Source organism: Paracoccus spongiarum, from assembly GCF_030732095.1.
Lineage (GTDB): Bacteria > Pseudomonadota > Alphaproteobacteria > Rhodobacterales > Rhodobacteraceae > Paracoccus > Paracoccus spongiarum.
This window is the reverse complement of record NZ_JAVAMQ010000006.1, coordinates 107,877-121,562: the sequence shown is the minus strand read 5'-3', so window position 1 is coordinate 121,562 and position 13,686 is coordinate 107,877. Positions and strand designations below refer to the sequence as shown.

The window sequence follows — 13,686 nt, the reverse complement described above, 5'->3', positions numbered from 1 at the left end:
AACACGAGACAGGAGGGCGCATGGCCGATCACCAGGAACCCGGCAGCGAAGCCGACGAGGCGCAGGCCGCCGCACCCGCGCCCGACCGGGACGAGGACGACTTCCTGCCCCGCCGCGACTTGCTGGACCGGATCGACGCCGCGGTCGAGGCGGGCGACACCGACGCGCTGAACGCGCTGCTCGAGCCGATGCACGCGGCCGACATCGCCGACCTGATCGAACGGCTGCACGGTGCCGGGCGGCGCGCCTTCCTGACGCTCTATTCCGACCAGATCGACGGCGAGATCCTGTCCGAGATCGACGAGGCGATCCGCGAGGACGTGCTGGAATACCTGCCCCGCGAGGTTCTGGCAGAGGCCGTCCGCGAGATGGACAGCGACGATGTCGTGGATCTGATCGAGGATCTCGACGAACCCGAGCGGGCCGAGATCCTGGCCGCGCTGGACGACAGCGACCGCGCCGCGGTCCAGCAGTCACTGGCCTATCCCGAATACTCGGCCGGCCGGCTGATGCAATCCGAGGTGGTGACCGCCGCCGAACACTGGACGGTCGGCCAGACCATCGACTTCCTGCGCGCCGAGGAATGGCTGCCCGAGCAGTTCTACCACATCATCCTGGTTGATCCGCGCCGCCACCCCATCGGCTATGTCACGCTGGGCCGGCTGCTGGCGTCGCGGCGAGACGTGCCGCTGCGCGACATCACCGAGGACAGCTTTCGCACCGTCAGCGCCTATGCCGAGGAAGGCGACGTGGCCTACGCCTTCAACCAGTATCACCTGATCTCGGCGCCGGTCGTGGACAGCGACGACCGCCTGGTGGGCGTCATCACCATCGACGACGCGATGTCGGTGCTGGACGAGGAACACGAGGAGGACATCCTGCGGCTCGCCGGCGTCGGCGAGGAATCGGCCATCACCGACAGCGTGTTCGAAACGATGCGCCAGCGCCTGCCCTGGCTGATGGTCAACCTGCTGACCGCGATCTTCGCCTCGCTGGTCATTGCCATTTTCGACGAGACCATCCAGCGGGTGGTGGCCCTGGCGGTGCTGATGCCGATCGTCGCCTCGATGGGTGGCAATGCCGGCACCCAGACGCTGACCGTCGCGGTGCGCGCGCTGGCCACCAAAAGCCTGACCGGCAGCAATGTCTGGCGTGTGGTGCGGCGCGAGGCGATCGTGGGGGTGCTGAACGGGCTGGCCTTCGCGCTGGTGATGGGGCTGGTCGCCTGGATCTGGTTCGACGGCGCCTCGCTGGCGGCCGTCATCGGCATCGCGATGGTGGTCAACCTTGCCGTCGCCGCGCTGGCCGGCATCCTGATCCCGCTGGGGCTGGAAAAGGCGGGGGCCGACCCGGCCCTGGCCTCGGGCACCTTCGTCACCACGGTGACGGATGTGGTCGGCTTCTTCGCCTTTCTGGGGCTTGCCTCGGCGGTCCTGCTGTGAGCCGCGCCGACAAGGCCGCCCTGCGCGCCGGCGCGCTGGCCGCGCGGCTGCGCGAGCCGGGCGATCAGCAGGCGATCACGCGGCATCTGGCGCTGGTGGTGGCGCCCCATGCGACCCGTGTGCTGTCAACCTACTGGCCGATGCGCGGCGAGGCCGATCCGCGCCCCGGCCTCGCCGGGCATCGCGGCCCGCTCTGCCTGCCGGTGGTGACCGGCAAGGCGGTGCCTCTTGTGTTCCGCGCCTGGCACGGCGAGGCGCTGGTGCCCGGCCCCTTCGGAACCTCGCATCCGGCCGAATCAGCCGCGCCGCTGACGCCCGAGGTCCTGGTGGTGCCGCTGGCCGCCTTCGACCGGGCGGGTCACCGCATCGGCTATGGCGGCGGGTACTACGACCGCACCCTGCAATTGCTGCGCGAATCCGGCCCTGTCACGGCGATCGGGCTGGCCTTCGCGTCGCAGGAGATCGCCCGAATCCCGTCCGAGCCCTTCGACCAGCTGCTGGACCTGATCGTGACGGATCACGAGATCATTCATCCCCTGCGTTGATTTCCTGCCGCTGTGTCCGGTCTGCATCAGCTGTGTGCAACCTGAGGATGAATCAGGGATAAGCCTGTGGAAAAGTCCTGAACAGCGACGGGCAAGCCACTGAAATCATGGAATGATATGTCGCCATGCCGGTGGGGGCGCAACGCTGCGCAACCGCGATGTGCGCGAATCTGCGACCGCCCGCTTCACGGGCCTGTCAACGCGAAACACACCGGCAGGCCCCAAAAATATCTGTTGAAAGCCGTCCGAATTGCCGTCAGTTTGTGGATCGCGGCGACAGCAGCACAAGATGTGGTGGTCACGGCCCCCACGGACCAGAACGCAGCCAGCCGCTTCTTGATTTGACCATGCCAGGCGGTGCCACCGCCTGCCGTCCGGCTGCATCGCGGCCGGCCGGGGCAGACATGCCGCCGGGCGCAGGTCGGGAACAGGGACAGAGAAGAAACGGAAGGGTCCGAGGGCAGTCATGAAGATCGAACGGCGCTTTACCAACAAGGACGGCGGAGCCTATGGCGACATCGCCTTCACCACGACCACCAGCGAGATCCGCAACCCCGATGGCAAGATCGTGTTCCGCAACGATCAGGTCGAGGTTCCACAGGGCTGGAGCCAGGTCGCCAGCGACGTGATTGCACAGAAGTATTTCCGCAAGGCCGGCGTGCCCGCGGCGCTGAAGCGGGTCCGCGAGAAGGGCGTGCCCGAATTCCTGTGGCGCAGCGTCGCCGACCAGGACGCGCTCGCCAAGCTGCCCGAGGACCGGCGCCATGTCGGTGAAACCGGCGCCCGGCAGGTCTTCGACCGGCTGGCGGGCGCCTGGGCCTATTGGGGCTGGAAGGGCGGCTATTTCTCGACCGAGGCCGACGCCCGCGCCTATTACGACGAGATGCGCTTCATGCTGGCCCGCCAGATGGCCGCGCCGAACAGCCCGCAATGGTTCAACACCGGCCTGCACTGGGCTTACGGGATCGACGGCCCGTCGCAGGGGCATTTCTATGTCGATTACCAGACCGGCAAGCTGGTCAAGTCCGACAGCGCCTATGAGCATCCCCAGCCCCATGCCTGCTTCATCCAGTCGGTCAGCGACGATCTGGTGAACGATGGCGGGATCATGGACCTGTGGGTGCGCGAGGCGCGGCTGTTCAAATACGGCTCGGGCACCGGCACCAACTTCTCCAGCCTGCGCGGCGAGGGCGAAAGCCTGTCGGGCGGCGGCAAGTCCTCGGGGCTGATGGGGTTCCTCAAGATCGGCGACCGCGCGGCGGGTGCGATCAAGTCGGGCGGAACCACGCGCCGCGCCGCCAAGATGGTGATCTGCGACATGGATCACCCCGACATCGAGGCGTTCATCAACTGGAAGGTGATCGAGGAACAGAAGGTCGCCAGCCTCGTCGCCGGCTCGAAGGCGCATGAACGCGGCCTGAACGACATCTTCGCCGCCATCAAGGCATGGGACGGCGACATGGCGGCCGCGACCGACCCGGCCACCAATGCCGGGCTGAAGACCGCGATCCGCGCCGCCAAGCGCGCGATGATCCCGGAAACCTATGTCAACCGCGTCCTGCAATACGCCCGGCAGGGCTTTGACAGCATCGAGTTCCCCACCTACGACACCGACTGGGACAGCGAGGCCTATGTCAGCGTCTCGGGGCAGAACTCGAACAACTCGGTCCGGGTCACCGACGCCTTCCTGGACGCGGTGCGCGAGGACAAGCCGTGGGAACTGCTGCGCCGCACCGACGGCAAGATCGCCCGCACCGTCTCGGCGCGCGAGCTGTGGGACCAGATCGGCCACGCCGCATGGGCCTGCGCCGATCCGGGAATCCAGTTCCACGACACCGTGAACGCCTGGCACACCTGTCCGGCCGACGGGGCGATCCGGGGCTCGAACCCGTGCAGCGAATACATGTTCCTCGACGACACGGCCTGCAACCTGGCCTCGATGAACCTGCTGACCTTCTGGACCAATGGCCAGTTCGACGCCGACGCCTATGTCCACGCCACCCGGCTGTGGACCGTCACGCTGGAGATCAGCGTGCTGATGGCGCAGTTCCCCAGCAAGGAGATCGCGCAGCGCAGCTATGACTATCGCACCCTTGGCCTTGGCTATGCCAATATCGGCGGCCTCCTGATGAACATGGGCCTTGGCTATGACAGCGATGAGGGCCGGGCGCTGTGCGGCGCGCTGACCGCGATCATGACAGGCGTGGCCTACTCGACCTCGGCCGAGATGGCGGCCGAACTGGGCGCCTTCCCCGGCTATGCCCGCAATGCCGACCACATGCTGCGGGTGATCCGCAACCACCGGGCCGCGGCCCACGGCACCGGCAACTACAACGGCGTGAATGTCCGCCCCGTCGAACTGGACGCCGACAACTGCCCCGATGCGCGGCTGGTCGCCATTGCCCGCGAGGCCTGGGACGAGGCACTGACCCTGGGCGAGGATCACGGCTTCCGCAACGCGCAGGCCACCGTCATCGCGCCGACCGGCACGATCGGACTGGTGATGGATTGCGACACCACCGGCATCGAGCCCGATTTCGCGCTGGTCAAGTTCAAGAAGCTGGCGGGCGGCGGCTATTTCAAGATCATCAACCAGTCGGTGCCCGCCGCGCTGGAGGCGCTTGGCTACGCACCGGCGCAGATCGAGGAGATGATAGCCCATGCCGTCGGCCATGCCAGCCTTGGCAACTGCCCCGGCATCAACCACACCGCGCTGGCCGGCCACGGCTTCGGCGCGCGCGAGATCGAGAAGGTCGAGGCCGCGCTGGCCACCGCCTTCGACATCCGCTTCGTCTTCAACCAGTGGACGCTTGGCGAGGATTTCTGCAAGGGCACGCTTGGCATCCCGGCCGACAAGCTGGCCGATCCGGGCTTCGACCTGCTGCGCCACCTTGGCTTCACCAGGGCCCAGATCGACGCGGCGAACGACCATGTCTGCGGCACCATGACGCTGGAAGGGGCGCCGCATCTGAAGCCCGAACACCTGCCGGTCTTCGATTGCGCCAACGCCTGCGGCAAGACCGGCACGCGCTATCTGTCGGTGGACAGCCATATCCGCATGATGGCGGCGGCGCAGTCCTTCATCTCGGGCGCGATCTCGAAGACCATCAACATGCCCAACAGCGCCACCATCGCCGATGCGCTGGCCGCCTATGAGCTGTCCTGGTCGCTGGGGATCAAGGCCAATGCGCTCTATCGCGACGGCTCGAAGCTGTCGCAGCCGCTGGCCTCGGCGCTGGTCGAGGATGACGACGAGGCCGAAGAGATCCTGGCCACCGGCAACCCGCAGGAAAAGGCCGCCGTCATCGCAGAAAAGATCGTCGAGAAGATCATCATCCGCGAGGCGGTGCGCAATCACCGCGAGAAGCTGCCGCAGCGCCGCAAGGGCTATACCCAGAAGGCCATCGTCGGCGGCCACAAGGTCTATCTGCGCACCGGCGAATATGATGACGGCAAGCTGGGCGAGATCTTCATCGACATGCACAAGGAAGGCGCGGGCTTCCGGGCCATGATGAACAACTTTGCCATCGCGGTGTCGGTCGGGCTGCAATACGGCGTGCCGCTGGAGGAGTTCGTGGACGCCTTCACCTTCACCCGCTTTGAACCGGCGGGCATGGTGCAGGGCAATGACAGCATCAAGAATGCGACCTCGATCCTCGACTACGTGTTCCGCGAACTGGCCGTCAGCTATCTGGACCGCACCGATCTGGCGCATGTGAAGCCCGTTGGCGCCAGCTTCGACGATCTGGGCGGCGGCGAGGGCGAGGGGCTGAATGTCAGCCCGGTCAGCGAACAGGCCGAGCTGAAATCGCTGACCATGCTGAAGCAGATCAGCAGTGCCGGATACCTGCGCAAGCGCCTGCCGCAGGAACTGATGGTGCTGCAGGGCGGCGTGTCCTCGGCCGCGGTCGCCAGCGGCATGGCCGAGGCGCAGGCCAGCTTCACCGTCGCCTCGGTCACCACGACCGAGATGGACGCCCGCACCAAGGCCCGGATGCAGGGCTACGAGGGCGATCCCTGCGGCGAATGCGGCAACTACACCCTGGTCCGCAACGGCACCTGCATGAAGTGCAACACCTGCGGCGGCACCTCGGGGTGCAGCTGATCCGACCGGGGGCGGCCCACCGCCCCCGCAGAACGCCCTCATGCCCAGCGAATACGTCAGGCGAAGGACGCGGCTCCCCTACCACACCGCGCCCCTATCGAAGCAGCCAGCCGCCCTTCAAGAGGCGCGCAGCCTGACCAGGCCCCCCGCATTCCGGCAGCGAATGCGGGGGGTTCCTTCGTTTGCCGCCCCCCGTCTGCCTTTTGTCTGTGGTTGTGTCGCGCGACACAGAACCCGATCGTTCAGAGGCGCATCCTGTGTCCACGGGCGGCATGAGGGTCAGGCCGACCCGGATCAGGGTCACATCGGAGGAGAACATCATGGACAGCGACGTAAAGGAACGCGTGCAGGAATCGCAGGCTGCCGCGCGCAGCTTTCTGGCCGGGGCCGACGCCAAGGCATTGGCCACATCGACCTATGACTGCACCGTCTCGATCGGCGCGGCCGGCGGCGGCTATCTGAACGTCGACTTCAAGACCAACGGCAACACCATCGCGCAATTCCAGGGCGGCTTCGCCGGCGGCTTCGGCGGCTATACCGGCTGGGGCAAGGCCTGGTTCAACACGCCCGTCGAGGGGCTGATCGGCAAGTCCGGCGCCTTCGTGGTCGAGGTGGTTGGCATCATCGGCGGCACCGCCCATGTGCAGATCACCGGCGACGGCTTCATCGGCAATTGCAGCACCGGGGGCATCGGCGCCGGGGGCGGCGTGGGTGCAGGCGGCGGCAGCTTCAAGGCCGCCTGAAAAACGCGCGAGGTGCGCGCGCATGGCGCGGGCCTGACGCCAAGAGGACAGAATGCAGGACGCCCGCAGCCCGGATCGGGATGCGGGCGTCTTTCGATGTCGCAGGCGGGGGTCGGCCTTGACGGCTCAACGGGTGAATTTCTTGTATTTCACCCGCTTGGGCTCGACCGAATCCGGTCCCAAGCGGCGGATCTTGTCCTGCTCATAGGCCTCGAAGTTGCCTTCGAACCATTCGACATGGGCATCGCCCTCGAAGGCCAGGATATGCGTGCAGAGGCGGTCGAGGAAGAAGCGGTCATGGCTGATGATGACCGCGCAGCCGGCGAAATCCTCCAGCGCGGCTTCCAGCGCCTGCAGCGTTTCCACGTCCAGATCGTTGGTCGGTTCGTCCAGCAGCAGCACGTTGCCGCCCGATTTCAGCAGCTTGGCCATGTGCACGCGGTTGCGTTCGCCGCCCGACAGCTGGCCCACCTTCTTCTGCTGGTCGCCGCCCCTGAAGTTGAAGGCGCTGCAATAGGCGCGGCTGTTCATCGTCGCATCGCCCAGCGCGATCAACTCGGCCCCGCCGCTGATTTCCTCCCAGACGGTCTTGCCATCGGCCAGCGCGTCGCGGGACTGGTCGACATAGGACAGCTGCACCGTCTCGCCCAGGGTGATGTTGCCCTCGTCGGGCGCCTCGTTGCCGGTCAGCATGCGGAACAGCGTGGACTTGCCGGCGCCGTTGGGGCCGATGACGCCGACGATGCCGCCCGGCGGCAGCGCGAAATCGAGATTCTCGATCAGCAGCTTGTCGCCCATCGCCTTCTTCAGCCCGGCGACCTCGATCACCTTGCCGCCAAGGCGTTCGCCGTTGGGAATGATGATCTGGGCGTTCGACAGCTTTTCCTTCTCGGTCTTGTTCGCCATCTCGTTATAGGCGTTGATCCGGGCCTTCTGCTTGGCTTGCCGGGCCTTGGCGCCGGCGCGAATCCACTCAAGCTCGCGTTCCAGCACCTTCTGCTTGGACTTGTCCTCGCGGGCCTCCTGCTCCAGCCGCTTGGCCTTCTGTTCCAGCCAGGCGGAGTAATTGCCCTCGTAGGGAATGCCGCGCCCGCGATCCAGTTCCAGGATCCAGCTGGTGATGTCGTCCAGGAAATAGCGGTCATGGGTGACCGTCAGGATCGTGCCCTTGTATTCGATCAGGTGCTTTTGCAACCAGGCGATGGTTTCGGCGTCCAGATGGTTGGTCGGCTCGTCCAGCAGCAGCATGTCGGGCGCTTCCAGCAGCAGCTTGCACAGCGCGACACGGCGCTTTTCGCCGCCCGACAGGGTGGTCACGTCGGCGTCGTCGGGCGGGCAGCGCAGGGCCTCCATCGCCACGTCGATCTGGCTGTCCAGATCCCACAGGTTCTCGGCGTCGATCTGGTCCTGCAAGGCGGCCATCTCCTCGGCCGTCTCGTCGGAATAGTTCATCGCCAGGTCGTTGTAGCGGTCCAGCTTGGCCTGCTTGGCCGCGACGCCCAGCATGACATTGCCGCGCACGTCGAGGCTTTCGTCCAGCTGCGGTTCCTGCGGCAGATAGCCGACGGTCGCGCCCTTGGCGGCCCAGGCCTCGCCGGTGAAATCCTTGTCCCAGCCTGCCATCACGCGCAGCAGCGTCGACTTGCCCGCGCCGTTGACGCCCACGACGCCGATCTTGACGCCGGGCAGGAAGTTCAGACGGATGTTCTCGAAGACCTTCTTGCCGCCGGGATAGGTCTTGGACACGCCGTCCATGTGATACACGAACTGATAGGACGCCATCGGATTCTCCTGAAATCTTTGCCGCTATGTAGGGGAAATGGCCGGCCGGGGAAAGGTCAGCGCAGATCGGCCAGGAAGGCCGGCGGCATGGTGCGCTCGAGGAACGCGAACTGCGGCTCCAGACGGGCCCGCAGCGCGGCGCGGGCCTCGTCGGGCACCGACAGGTCGCCGGTCGCGGCAAAGACCTTCTTGCGCAGCCCCCGGTACTCGGCGGCCGGCAGGTCCAGAAACGCCTCGACATCGCGGATCAGCCCCTCGGGATCGCGGGCGATGCGCCCGAAGGGCAGCACCAGCAGCCGGTCCGGGCCAAAGCGCGCCCGCCAGCGCGGCAGATAGGTGGCATAGTCGCCGCGATCCAGCAGGACCGGGTCCTCGATCTCGACCAGCCAGTCAGCGAGGCTGGCGGGCCGGCGGTTCTTGCGCCGCAGGTTCATCTTCAGCTGCGAGATCGCCCGGTCCACCGGATGGCGCAGGATATAGATGAACTGCGCCTTGGGCAGGTAGTCGCGGACATGGTCCACGCCCTCCTCGGGCAGCGTCGAGTATTCGGGCGTGATGTCGATGGGACGGGTGCCCTGCGGCGCCGGGGCGAAGATGCCGCGATACCAGCGGTCGGTGAACATCTCGCCCTCGGTGACGCGGGCCAGATAGACCGCCATCTCGGCCGGGATCGGCTCGCCGCTGGCGACATGGCGGCGCACCAGGTTCTCGGTGCTGCGGCGGAAATGCCAGGGCAGCCACTGGCGATGCTCGGGGATGAAGCGGTGGTTGAAGAACTGGACCTCCTTGAACGGCGGGGTCCAGATCTTCGGGTGCTGGGCCAGGATCTCGCTGAGCCAGCTTGTGCCGGCCTTCTGCGCGCCGATGCCGATGATGCGCGGCTTGCGGGGCCGGCCCTCGGGGTCCCAGACCGGCGCGGCCACGCTCACAGGCGGCCCCAGAGATCGTATTCGCCGGCCTCGTCGACCGTCACCGTCACGATGTCGCCGGGCGCCAGCCCCGCGAATCCCTCGTCGATGAACAGGTTGCCGTCGATCTCGGGCGCATCGGCCCTGGTGCGGCAGGTCGCGCCCTCGGCATCGACCTCGTCCACGATCACCTCGATCCGCCGGCCGACCTTGGCGGCCAGCCGCGCCTCGCTGATCGCCTGTGCCTTCTGCATGAAGCGGTCGAAGCGGTCCTGCTTGACCTCGGCGGGCAGATGATCGGGCAGCGCATTGGCCCGCGCGCCCCTGACATCCTCGTACTGGAAGGCACCGACGCGATCCAGTTGCGCCTCGTCGAGCCAGTCCAGCAGCGTCTGGAACTCGGCCTCGGTCTCGCCCGGATAGCCGACGATGAAGGTCGAGCGCAGCGCGATCTCGGGGCAGACGGCGCGCCAGGCCGCGATCTCGTCCAGCGTGCGCGCCGCCGCCGCCGGGCGGGCCATGCGCCTGAGGGTGTCGGGATGGGCGTGCTGGAACGGGATGTCGAGATAGGGCAGCACCAGCCCCTCGGCCATCAGCGGGATCAGATCGCGCACATGCGGATAGGGATAGACGTAATGCAGCCGCACCCAGGCCCCGAGGCTGCCCAGATCACGCGCCAGATCGGTCAGATGGGCGCGGTGGCCGCGATCGGTGGCGTGTTTCAGATCGACGCCATAGGCCGAGGTGTCCTGGCTGATGACCAGCAGTTCCCGCACCCCCGCCGCGACCAGCCGTTCCGCCTCGCGGATCACCGCATGGGCGGGACGGCTGACCAGCCTGCCGCGCATGTCGGGGATGATGCAGAACTTGCACTTGTGGTTGCAACCCTCTGAAATCTTCAGATAACTGTAGTGGCGCGGGGTCAGGCTGACGCCGCTGGCCGGCAGCAGGTCGATGAAGGGGTCGGGCTGCGGCGGCACCGCGCCATGCACCGCATCCAGCACCTGTTCGTATTGATGCGGCCCGGTAACCGCCAGCACGCTGGGATGCGCGCCGGTGATGTAGTCCGGCTCGGCGCCGAGGCAGCCGGTCACGATCACCCGGCCATTCTCGCGCAGCGCCTCGCCGATGGCCTGCAGCGATTCCGCCTTGGCGCTGTCCAGAAAGCCGCAGGTGTTCACGATCACCGCGTCGGCGCCCTGGTATTCGCCGCTGATCGCGTAGCCCTCGGCCCGCAGCCGGGTCAGGATGCGCTCGCTGTCCACCAGAGCCTTGGGACAGCCGAGGCTGACCATGCCGATCGTCGGCTGGCCGGCGCGGCGGTCGTCGGGGATGCGGGCGCGGGCGAGGTCGGGGCGCAGGTCGGGCGGATTGCTGTGCATCCCGCGCAGATATGCGATTCGCCGCGACCTGAAAAGCCTGCGTCATGCGAATTGCCCTGGCCCGCGGCGCAACTTTCCCGACCCCTCATGCGTAGCTGTCCCGAAACCACGCGCCAGAGGAGACGCCATGCCCCGCCTTGCCGCCGCCGCCCTTGCCGCCGCCATCACCGCCCTGCCCCTGACAGCCCTGCCCGTCGCGGCCCTTGCCGAACGGGTGACCACGCGCGAGGCCTTTGTCGGTCTGGTCGGCGGGCGCGACCTGACCAGCACCGGGATCACGCTGCGGGTCGGCGATGACGGCCGCATCAGCGGCCGCGCCTTCGGCCGCGAGGTGCGCGGCACCTGGACCTGGGAACGCGGCTGGTTCTGCCGCACGCTGGCCTGGGGCGCGCGGGAATGGCCGCTGAACTGCCAGCTGGTGGTGCGCGACGGCGAGCGGGTCGTCTTCACCGCCGACAAGGGCGCTGGCGACCGGGCGACGCTGGCCCTGCGCTAGGCAGCGCGGTGCCCCGATCGTGACTTCCCATCCCGCCCCGGATCGCGAAGATGGTCTGCATGGCCCGCCCGTTGCGCATCACCCTGTCGTCGGTCCTGCTGGCGCTGTGCATGGCCGGCGGGCCGGTCCTTGCCCCGGCGGCGCCCCCCTCGGGATCCGGTCCCATCGACATCTGGAACGACAGTGGCGGCAACGTCCTGCAGATGCTGCAGCGCCGTGACGATCTGGCGCGGTCGGGCCGGCAGCTCCGCATTCGCGGCTATTGCCGGTCGGCCTGCACCATGCTGATCACCCTGCCCAATGCCTGCCTGGGGCCGAAGGCGCGGATCGGGTTTCACGCGCCCCGCATCCCCGGCACCACGATCATCCCGCCGATGGTGGACCGGATCATGGCCGACACCTATCGCGGCGGGGTCCGCCAGCGCTGGCTGGCGGGCTGGAACCGCTCGATCGAGATGCAGGTGATCTCGGCCGAGGATTACGTGCGGCTGGACCCGCAGACGCGCATCTGCGAGGGACTAGCGCCGCGCCGGCGATGATCGCCTATTCGCGCAGCCGCCAGCCGGTCGCGAAGATCCAGCGGATGACGGCAAAGCAGACCACCACCATCAGCGCCACCGCTGCCAGCGAGACCCCGACCGGCACATCGGCCAGCCCGAAGAAGGACCAGCGGAACCCCGAGATGAGGTAAAGCACCGGATTCAGCTTGGCCACCGCCTCCCAGAAGGGTGGCAGCATGCTGGCCGAATAGAAGGCGCCGCCCAGGAACACCAGCGGCGTGATGACCATCAGCGGCACGATCTGCAACTGCTCGAAGGATTTCGCCCACAACCCGATGATGAAGCCCAGGAGGCTGAAGCCCACCGCCGTCAGGAACAGGAAGGCCAGCATCCAGAACGGGTGCAGGATGTGGACGCCGACGAAGAAGAAGCTGGTGGCAAGGATGACCAGCGCGATCATCATCGCCTTGGCGGCGGCGGCACCCACGAAGCCAAGCGTCACCTCGATCCAGCCGACGGGCGAGACGAGATATTCGTAGATCGTGCCGCTGAATTTCGGAAAGTAGATGCCGAAGCTGGCATTGCTGACCGATTGCTGCAGGATCGTCAGCATCATCAGCCCGGGCACGATGAACGCGCCATAGGGCACCCCGTCGACCGACTGGATGCGGCCGCCGATCGCCGCGCCGAAGACCACGAAATACAGAGTCGTCGACACCACCGGCGAGGCCAGGGACTGCCAGATCGTGCGGAAGAACCGCATCATCTCATGGTGGAAGATCGCCCGCACGCCGGGCCAGTTGACGCCCATGCTCATGCCGCATCCTCCGTCCGCGCATCCTGCAGCAGCGAGATGAACACCTCTTCGAGGCTGGACTGGCGGGTCGCAACATCGCGCACCGCGATGCCCGCCGCGGCCAGGTCGCCCAGCAGCCGCGCGATGCCGCTGCGCTCGGCACGCGCGTCATAGTCATAGCGCAGCGACAGCCCGTCCGGGGCCAGCACCAGCCCGCGCCCGGCCAGCGCGGCCGGCACGGCCTCCAGCGGGGTGGAAAGCTCGATGGTCAGCTCCTTCTTGCCGAACTCGCCCATCAGCTCGGCGGTCGGCCGCACCAGCAGCAGCCGGCCCTTGTCGATCACCCCGATCCTGTCGGCCATCGCCTCGGCCTCCTCGAGGTAGTGGGTGGTCAGGATGATGGTCACGCCGTCGCGGCGCAGGCCCTCGACCACCTGCCACATCTCGCGGCGCAGCGCGACATCGACGCCCGCCGTCGGCTCGTCGAGAAACAGCACCTTGGGCCGGTGCGACAGCGCCTTGGCGATCAGCACGCGCCGCTTCATGCCGCCCGACAGCTCGCGCGTGGCGGCATCGCGCTTGTCCCACAGCGACAGGCTGCGCAGGATCTGTTCCAGATAGGCATCGTCGGGCGCCTCGCCATACAGGCCACGGGTAAAGCGCACCGTGTTGAGCACGGTTTCAAAGGGCTCAAGCGCGATTTCCTGCGGGACCAGCCCGATCAGCCGGCGGGCCGCACGCCAGTCGCGGCCAATGTCATGGCCGCCCACGCGCACGCTGCCGCCGGTGGGCACCACCAAGCCGCAGATGATCGAGATCAGCGTCGTCTTGCCGGCACCGTTCGGACCCAGAAGGGCAAGGATCTCGCCCTCGGCGATGTTCATCGACACGTCGCTGAGCGCGGTCGTGCCGCTGTTGTATTGCTTGGAAAGGCTTTCGATTTCAATGATTGCGGGCATGCCCGGACTTCCTTCAGGTTCTGCCGGC

At 67.2% G+C, this 13,686-nt stretch carries 11 protein-coding genes; 6 read left to right on the top strand and 5 right to left on the bottom strand.

Annotated elements, in window-relative coordinates; all coding sequences use genetic code 11:
* Positions 1–20 precede the first annotated feature (20 nt).
* From mgtE to Q5Y72_RS08710, 4 genes are all read left to right on the top strand, one after another.
* Positions 21–1,442, top strand: a complete 1,422-nt coding sequence (mgtE, locus tag Q5Y72_RS08725; protein ID WP_305963028.1) for a magnesium transporter — start codon at positions 21–23, stop codon at positions 1,440–1,442.
* A complete protein-coding gene (locus Q5Y72_RS08720; RefSeq protein WP_305963027.1) occupies positions 1,439–1,987 on the top strand; it encodes a 5-formyltetrahydrofolate cyclo-ligase in 549 nt (182 codons plus the stop codon). The genes mgtE and Q5Y72_RS08720 overlap by 4 nt, the downstream gene beginning before the upstream one ends.
* A gap of 466 nt (positions 1,988–2,453) precedes the next feature.
* On the top strand, positions 2,454–6,092 hold the full coding sequence (locus tag Q5Y72_RS08715; protein WP_305963026.1) for a vitamin B12-dependent ribonucleotide reductase: 3,639 nt from the start codon (positions 2,454–2,456) through the stop codon (positions 6,090–6,092).
* 320 nt (positions 6,093–6,412) lie between these two features.
* Positions 6,413–6,835, top strand: a complete 423-nt coding sequence (locus Q5Y72_RS08710; RefSeq protein WP_305963025.1) for a hypothetical protein — start codon at positions 6,413–6,415, stop codon at positions 6,833–6,835.
* A gap of 126 nt (positions 6,836–6,961) precedes the next feature.
* Here the strand turns inward: Q5Y72_RS08710 and ettA are convergent, their stop codons facing one another.
* The 3 genes from ettA to rimO are packed head-to-tail and all read right to left on the bottom strand — an operon-like array spanning position 6,962 to position 10,907.
* On the bottom strand, positions 6,962–8,617 hold the full coding sequence (ettA, locus tag Q5Y72_RS08705) for an energy-dependent translational throttle protein EttA (protein ID WP_305963024.1): 1,656 nt from the start codon (positions 8,615–8,617) through the stop codon (positions 6,962–6,964).
* 56 nt (positions 8,618–8,673) lie between these two features.
* Positions 8,674–9,546 carry a sulfotransferase family protein gene (locus Q5Y72_RS08700; protein ID WP_305963023.1) on the bottom strand — a complete coding sequence of 291 codons (873 nt, stop codon included), beginning with the start codon at positions 9,544–9,546 and terminating at the stop codon, positions 8,674–8,676.
* Complete coding sequence (gene rimO, locus Q5Y72_RS08695; protein WP_305963022.1) at positions 9,543–10,907, bottom strand: 30S ribosomal protein S12 methylthiotransferase RimO; 1,365 nt, start codon at positions 10,905–10,907, stop codon at positions 9,543–9,545. Before rimO ends, Q5Y72_RS08700 begins: the two co-directional genes overlap by 4 nt.
* A gap of 127 nt (positions 10,908–11,034) precedes the next feature.
* On the opposite strand from rimO, the gene Q5Y72_RS08690 reads away from it, so the two are divergent.
* On the top strand, positions 11,035–11,403 hold the full coding sequence (locus tag Q5Y72_RS08690) for a dihydrodipicolinate reductase (RefSeq protein WP_305963021.1): 369 nt from the start codon (positions 11,035–11,037) through the stop codon (positions 11,401–11,403).
* Positions 11,404–11,462: 59 nt separating this feature from the next.
* Positions 11,463–11,942: a hypothetical protein gene (locus Q5Y72_RS08685; protein ID WP_305963020.1), complete on the top strand. Its 480-nt coding sequence runs from the start codon at positions 11,463–11,465 to the stop codon at positions 11,940–11,942.
* 4 nt (positions 11,943–11,946) lie between these two features.
* On the opposite strand, the gene Q5Y72_RS08680 is transcribed toward Q5Y72_RS08685, so the two are convergent.
* Entirely contained in the window at positions 11,947–12,720 is a 774-nt protein-coding gene (locus tag Q5Y72_RS08680; RefSeq protein WP_305963019.1) for an ABC transporter permease, read from the bottom strand.
* A complete protein-coding gene (locus Q5Y72_RS08675) occupies positions 12,717–13,658 on the bottom strand; it encodes an ABC transporter ATP-binding protein (RefSeq protein ID WP_305963018.1) in 942 nt (313 codons plus the stop codon). The genes Q5Y72_RS08680 and Q5Y72_RS08675 overlap by 4 nt, the downstream gene beginning before the upstream one ends.
* Between the last annotated feature and the right edge of the window lie 28 nt (positions 13,659–13,686).

Coding starts and splice junctions, on each gene's coding strand:
- mgtE (WP_305963028.1), top strand. CDS start 21: ATGGCCGATCACCAGGAACCCGGCAGCGAAGCCGACGAGGCGCAGGCC.
- Q5Y72_RS08715 (WP_305963026.1), top strand. CDS start 2,454: ATGAAGATCGAACGGCGCTTTACCAACAAGGACGGCGGAGCCTATGGC.
- Q5Y72_RS08710 (WP_305963025.1), top strand. CDS start 6,413: ATGGACAGCGACGTAAAGGAACGCGTGCAGGAATCGCAGGCTGCCGCG.
- ettA (WP_305963024.1), bottom strand. CDS start 8,617: ATGGCGTCCTATCAGTTCGTGTATCACATGGACGGCGTGTCCAAGACC.
- rimO (WP_305963022.1), bottom strand. CDS start 10,907: ATGCACAGCAATCCGCCCGACCTGCGCCCCGACCTCGCCCGCGCCCGC.
- Q5Y72_RS08690 (WP_305963021.1), top strand. CDS start 11,035: ATGCCCCGCCTTGCCGCCGCCGCCCTTGCCGCCGCCATCACCGCCCTG.
- Q5Y72_RS08685 (WP_305963020.1), top strand. CDS start 11,463: ATGGCCCGCCCGTTGCGCATCACCCTGTCGTCGGTCCTGCTGGCGCTG.
- Q5Y72_RS08680 (WP_305963019.1), bottom strand. CDS start 12,720: ATGAGCATGGGCGTCAACTGGCCCGGCGTGCGGGCGATCTTCCACCAT.
- Q5Y72_RS08675 (WP_305963018.1), bottom strand. CDS start 13,658: ATGCCCGCAATCATTGAAATCGAAAGCCTTTCCAAGCAATACAACAGC.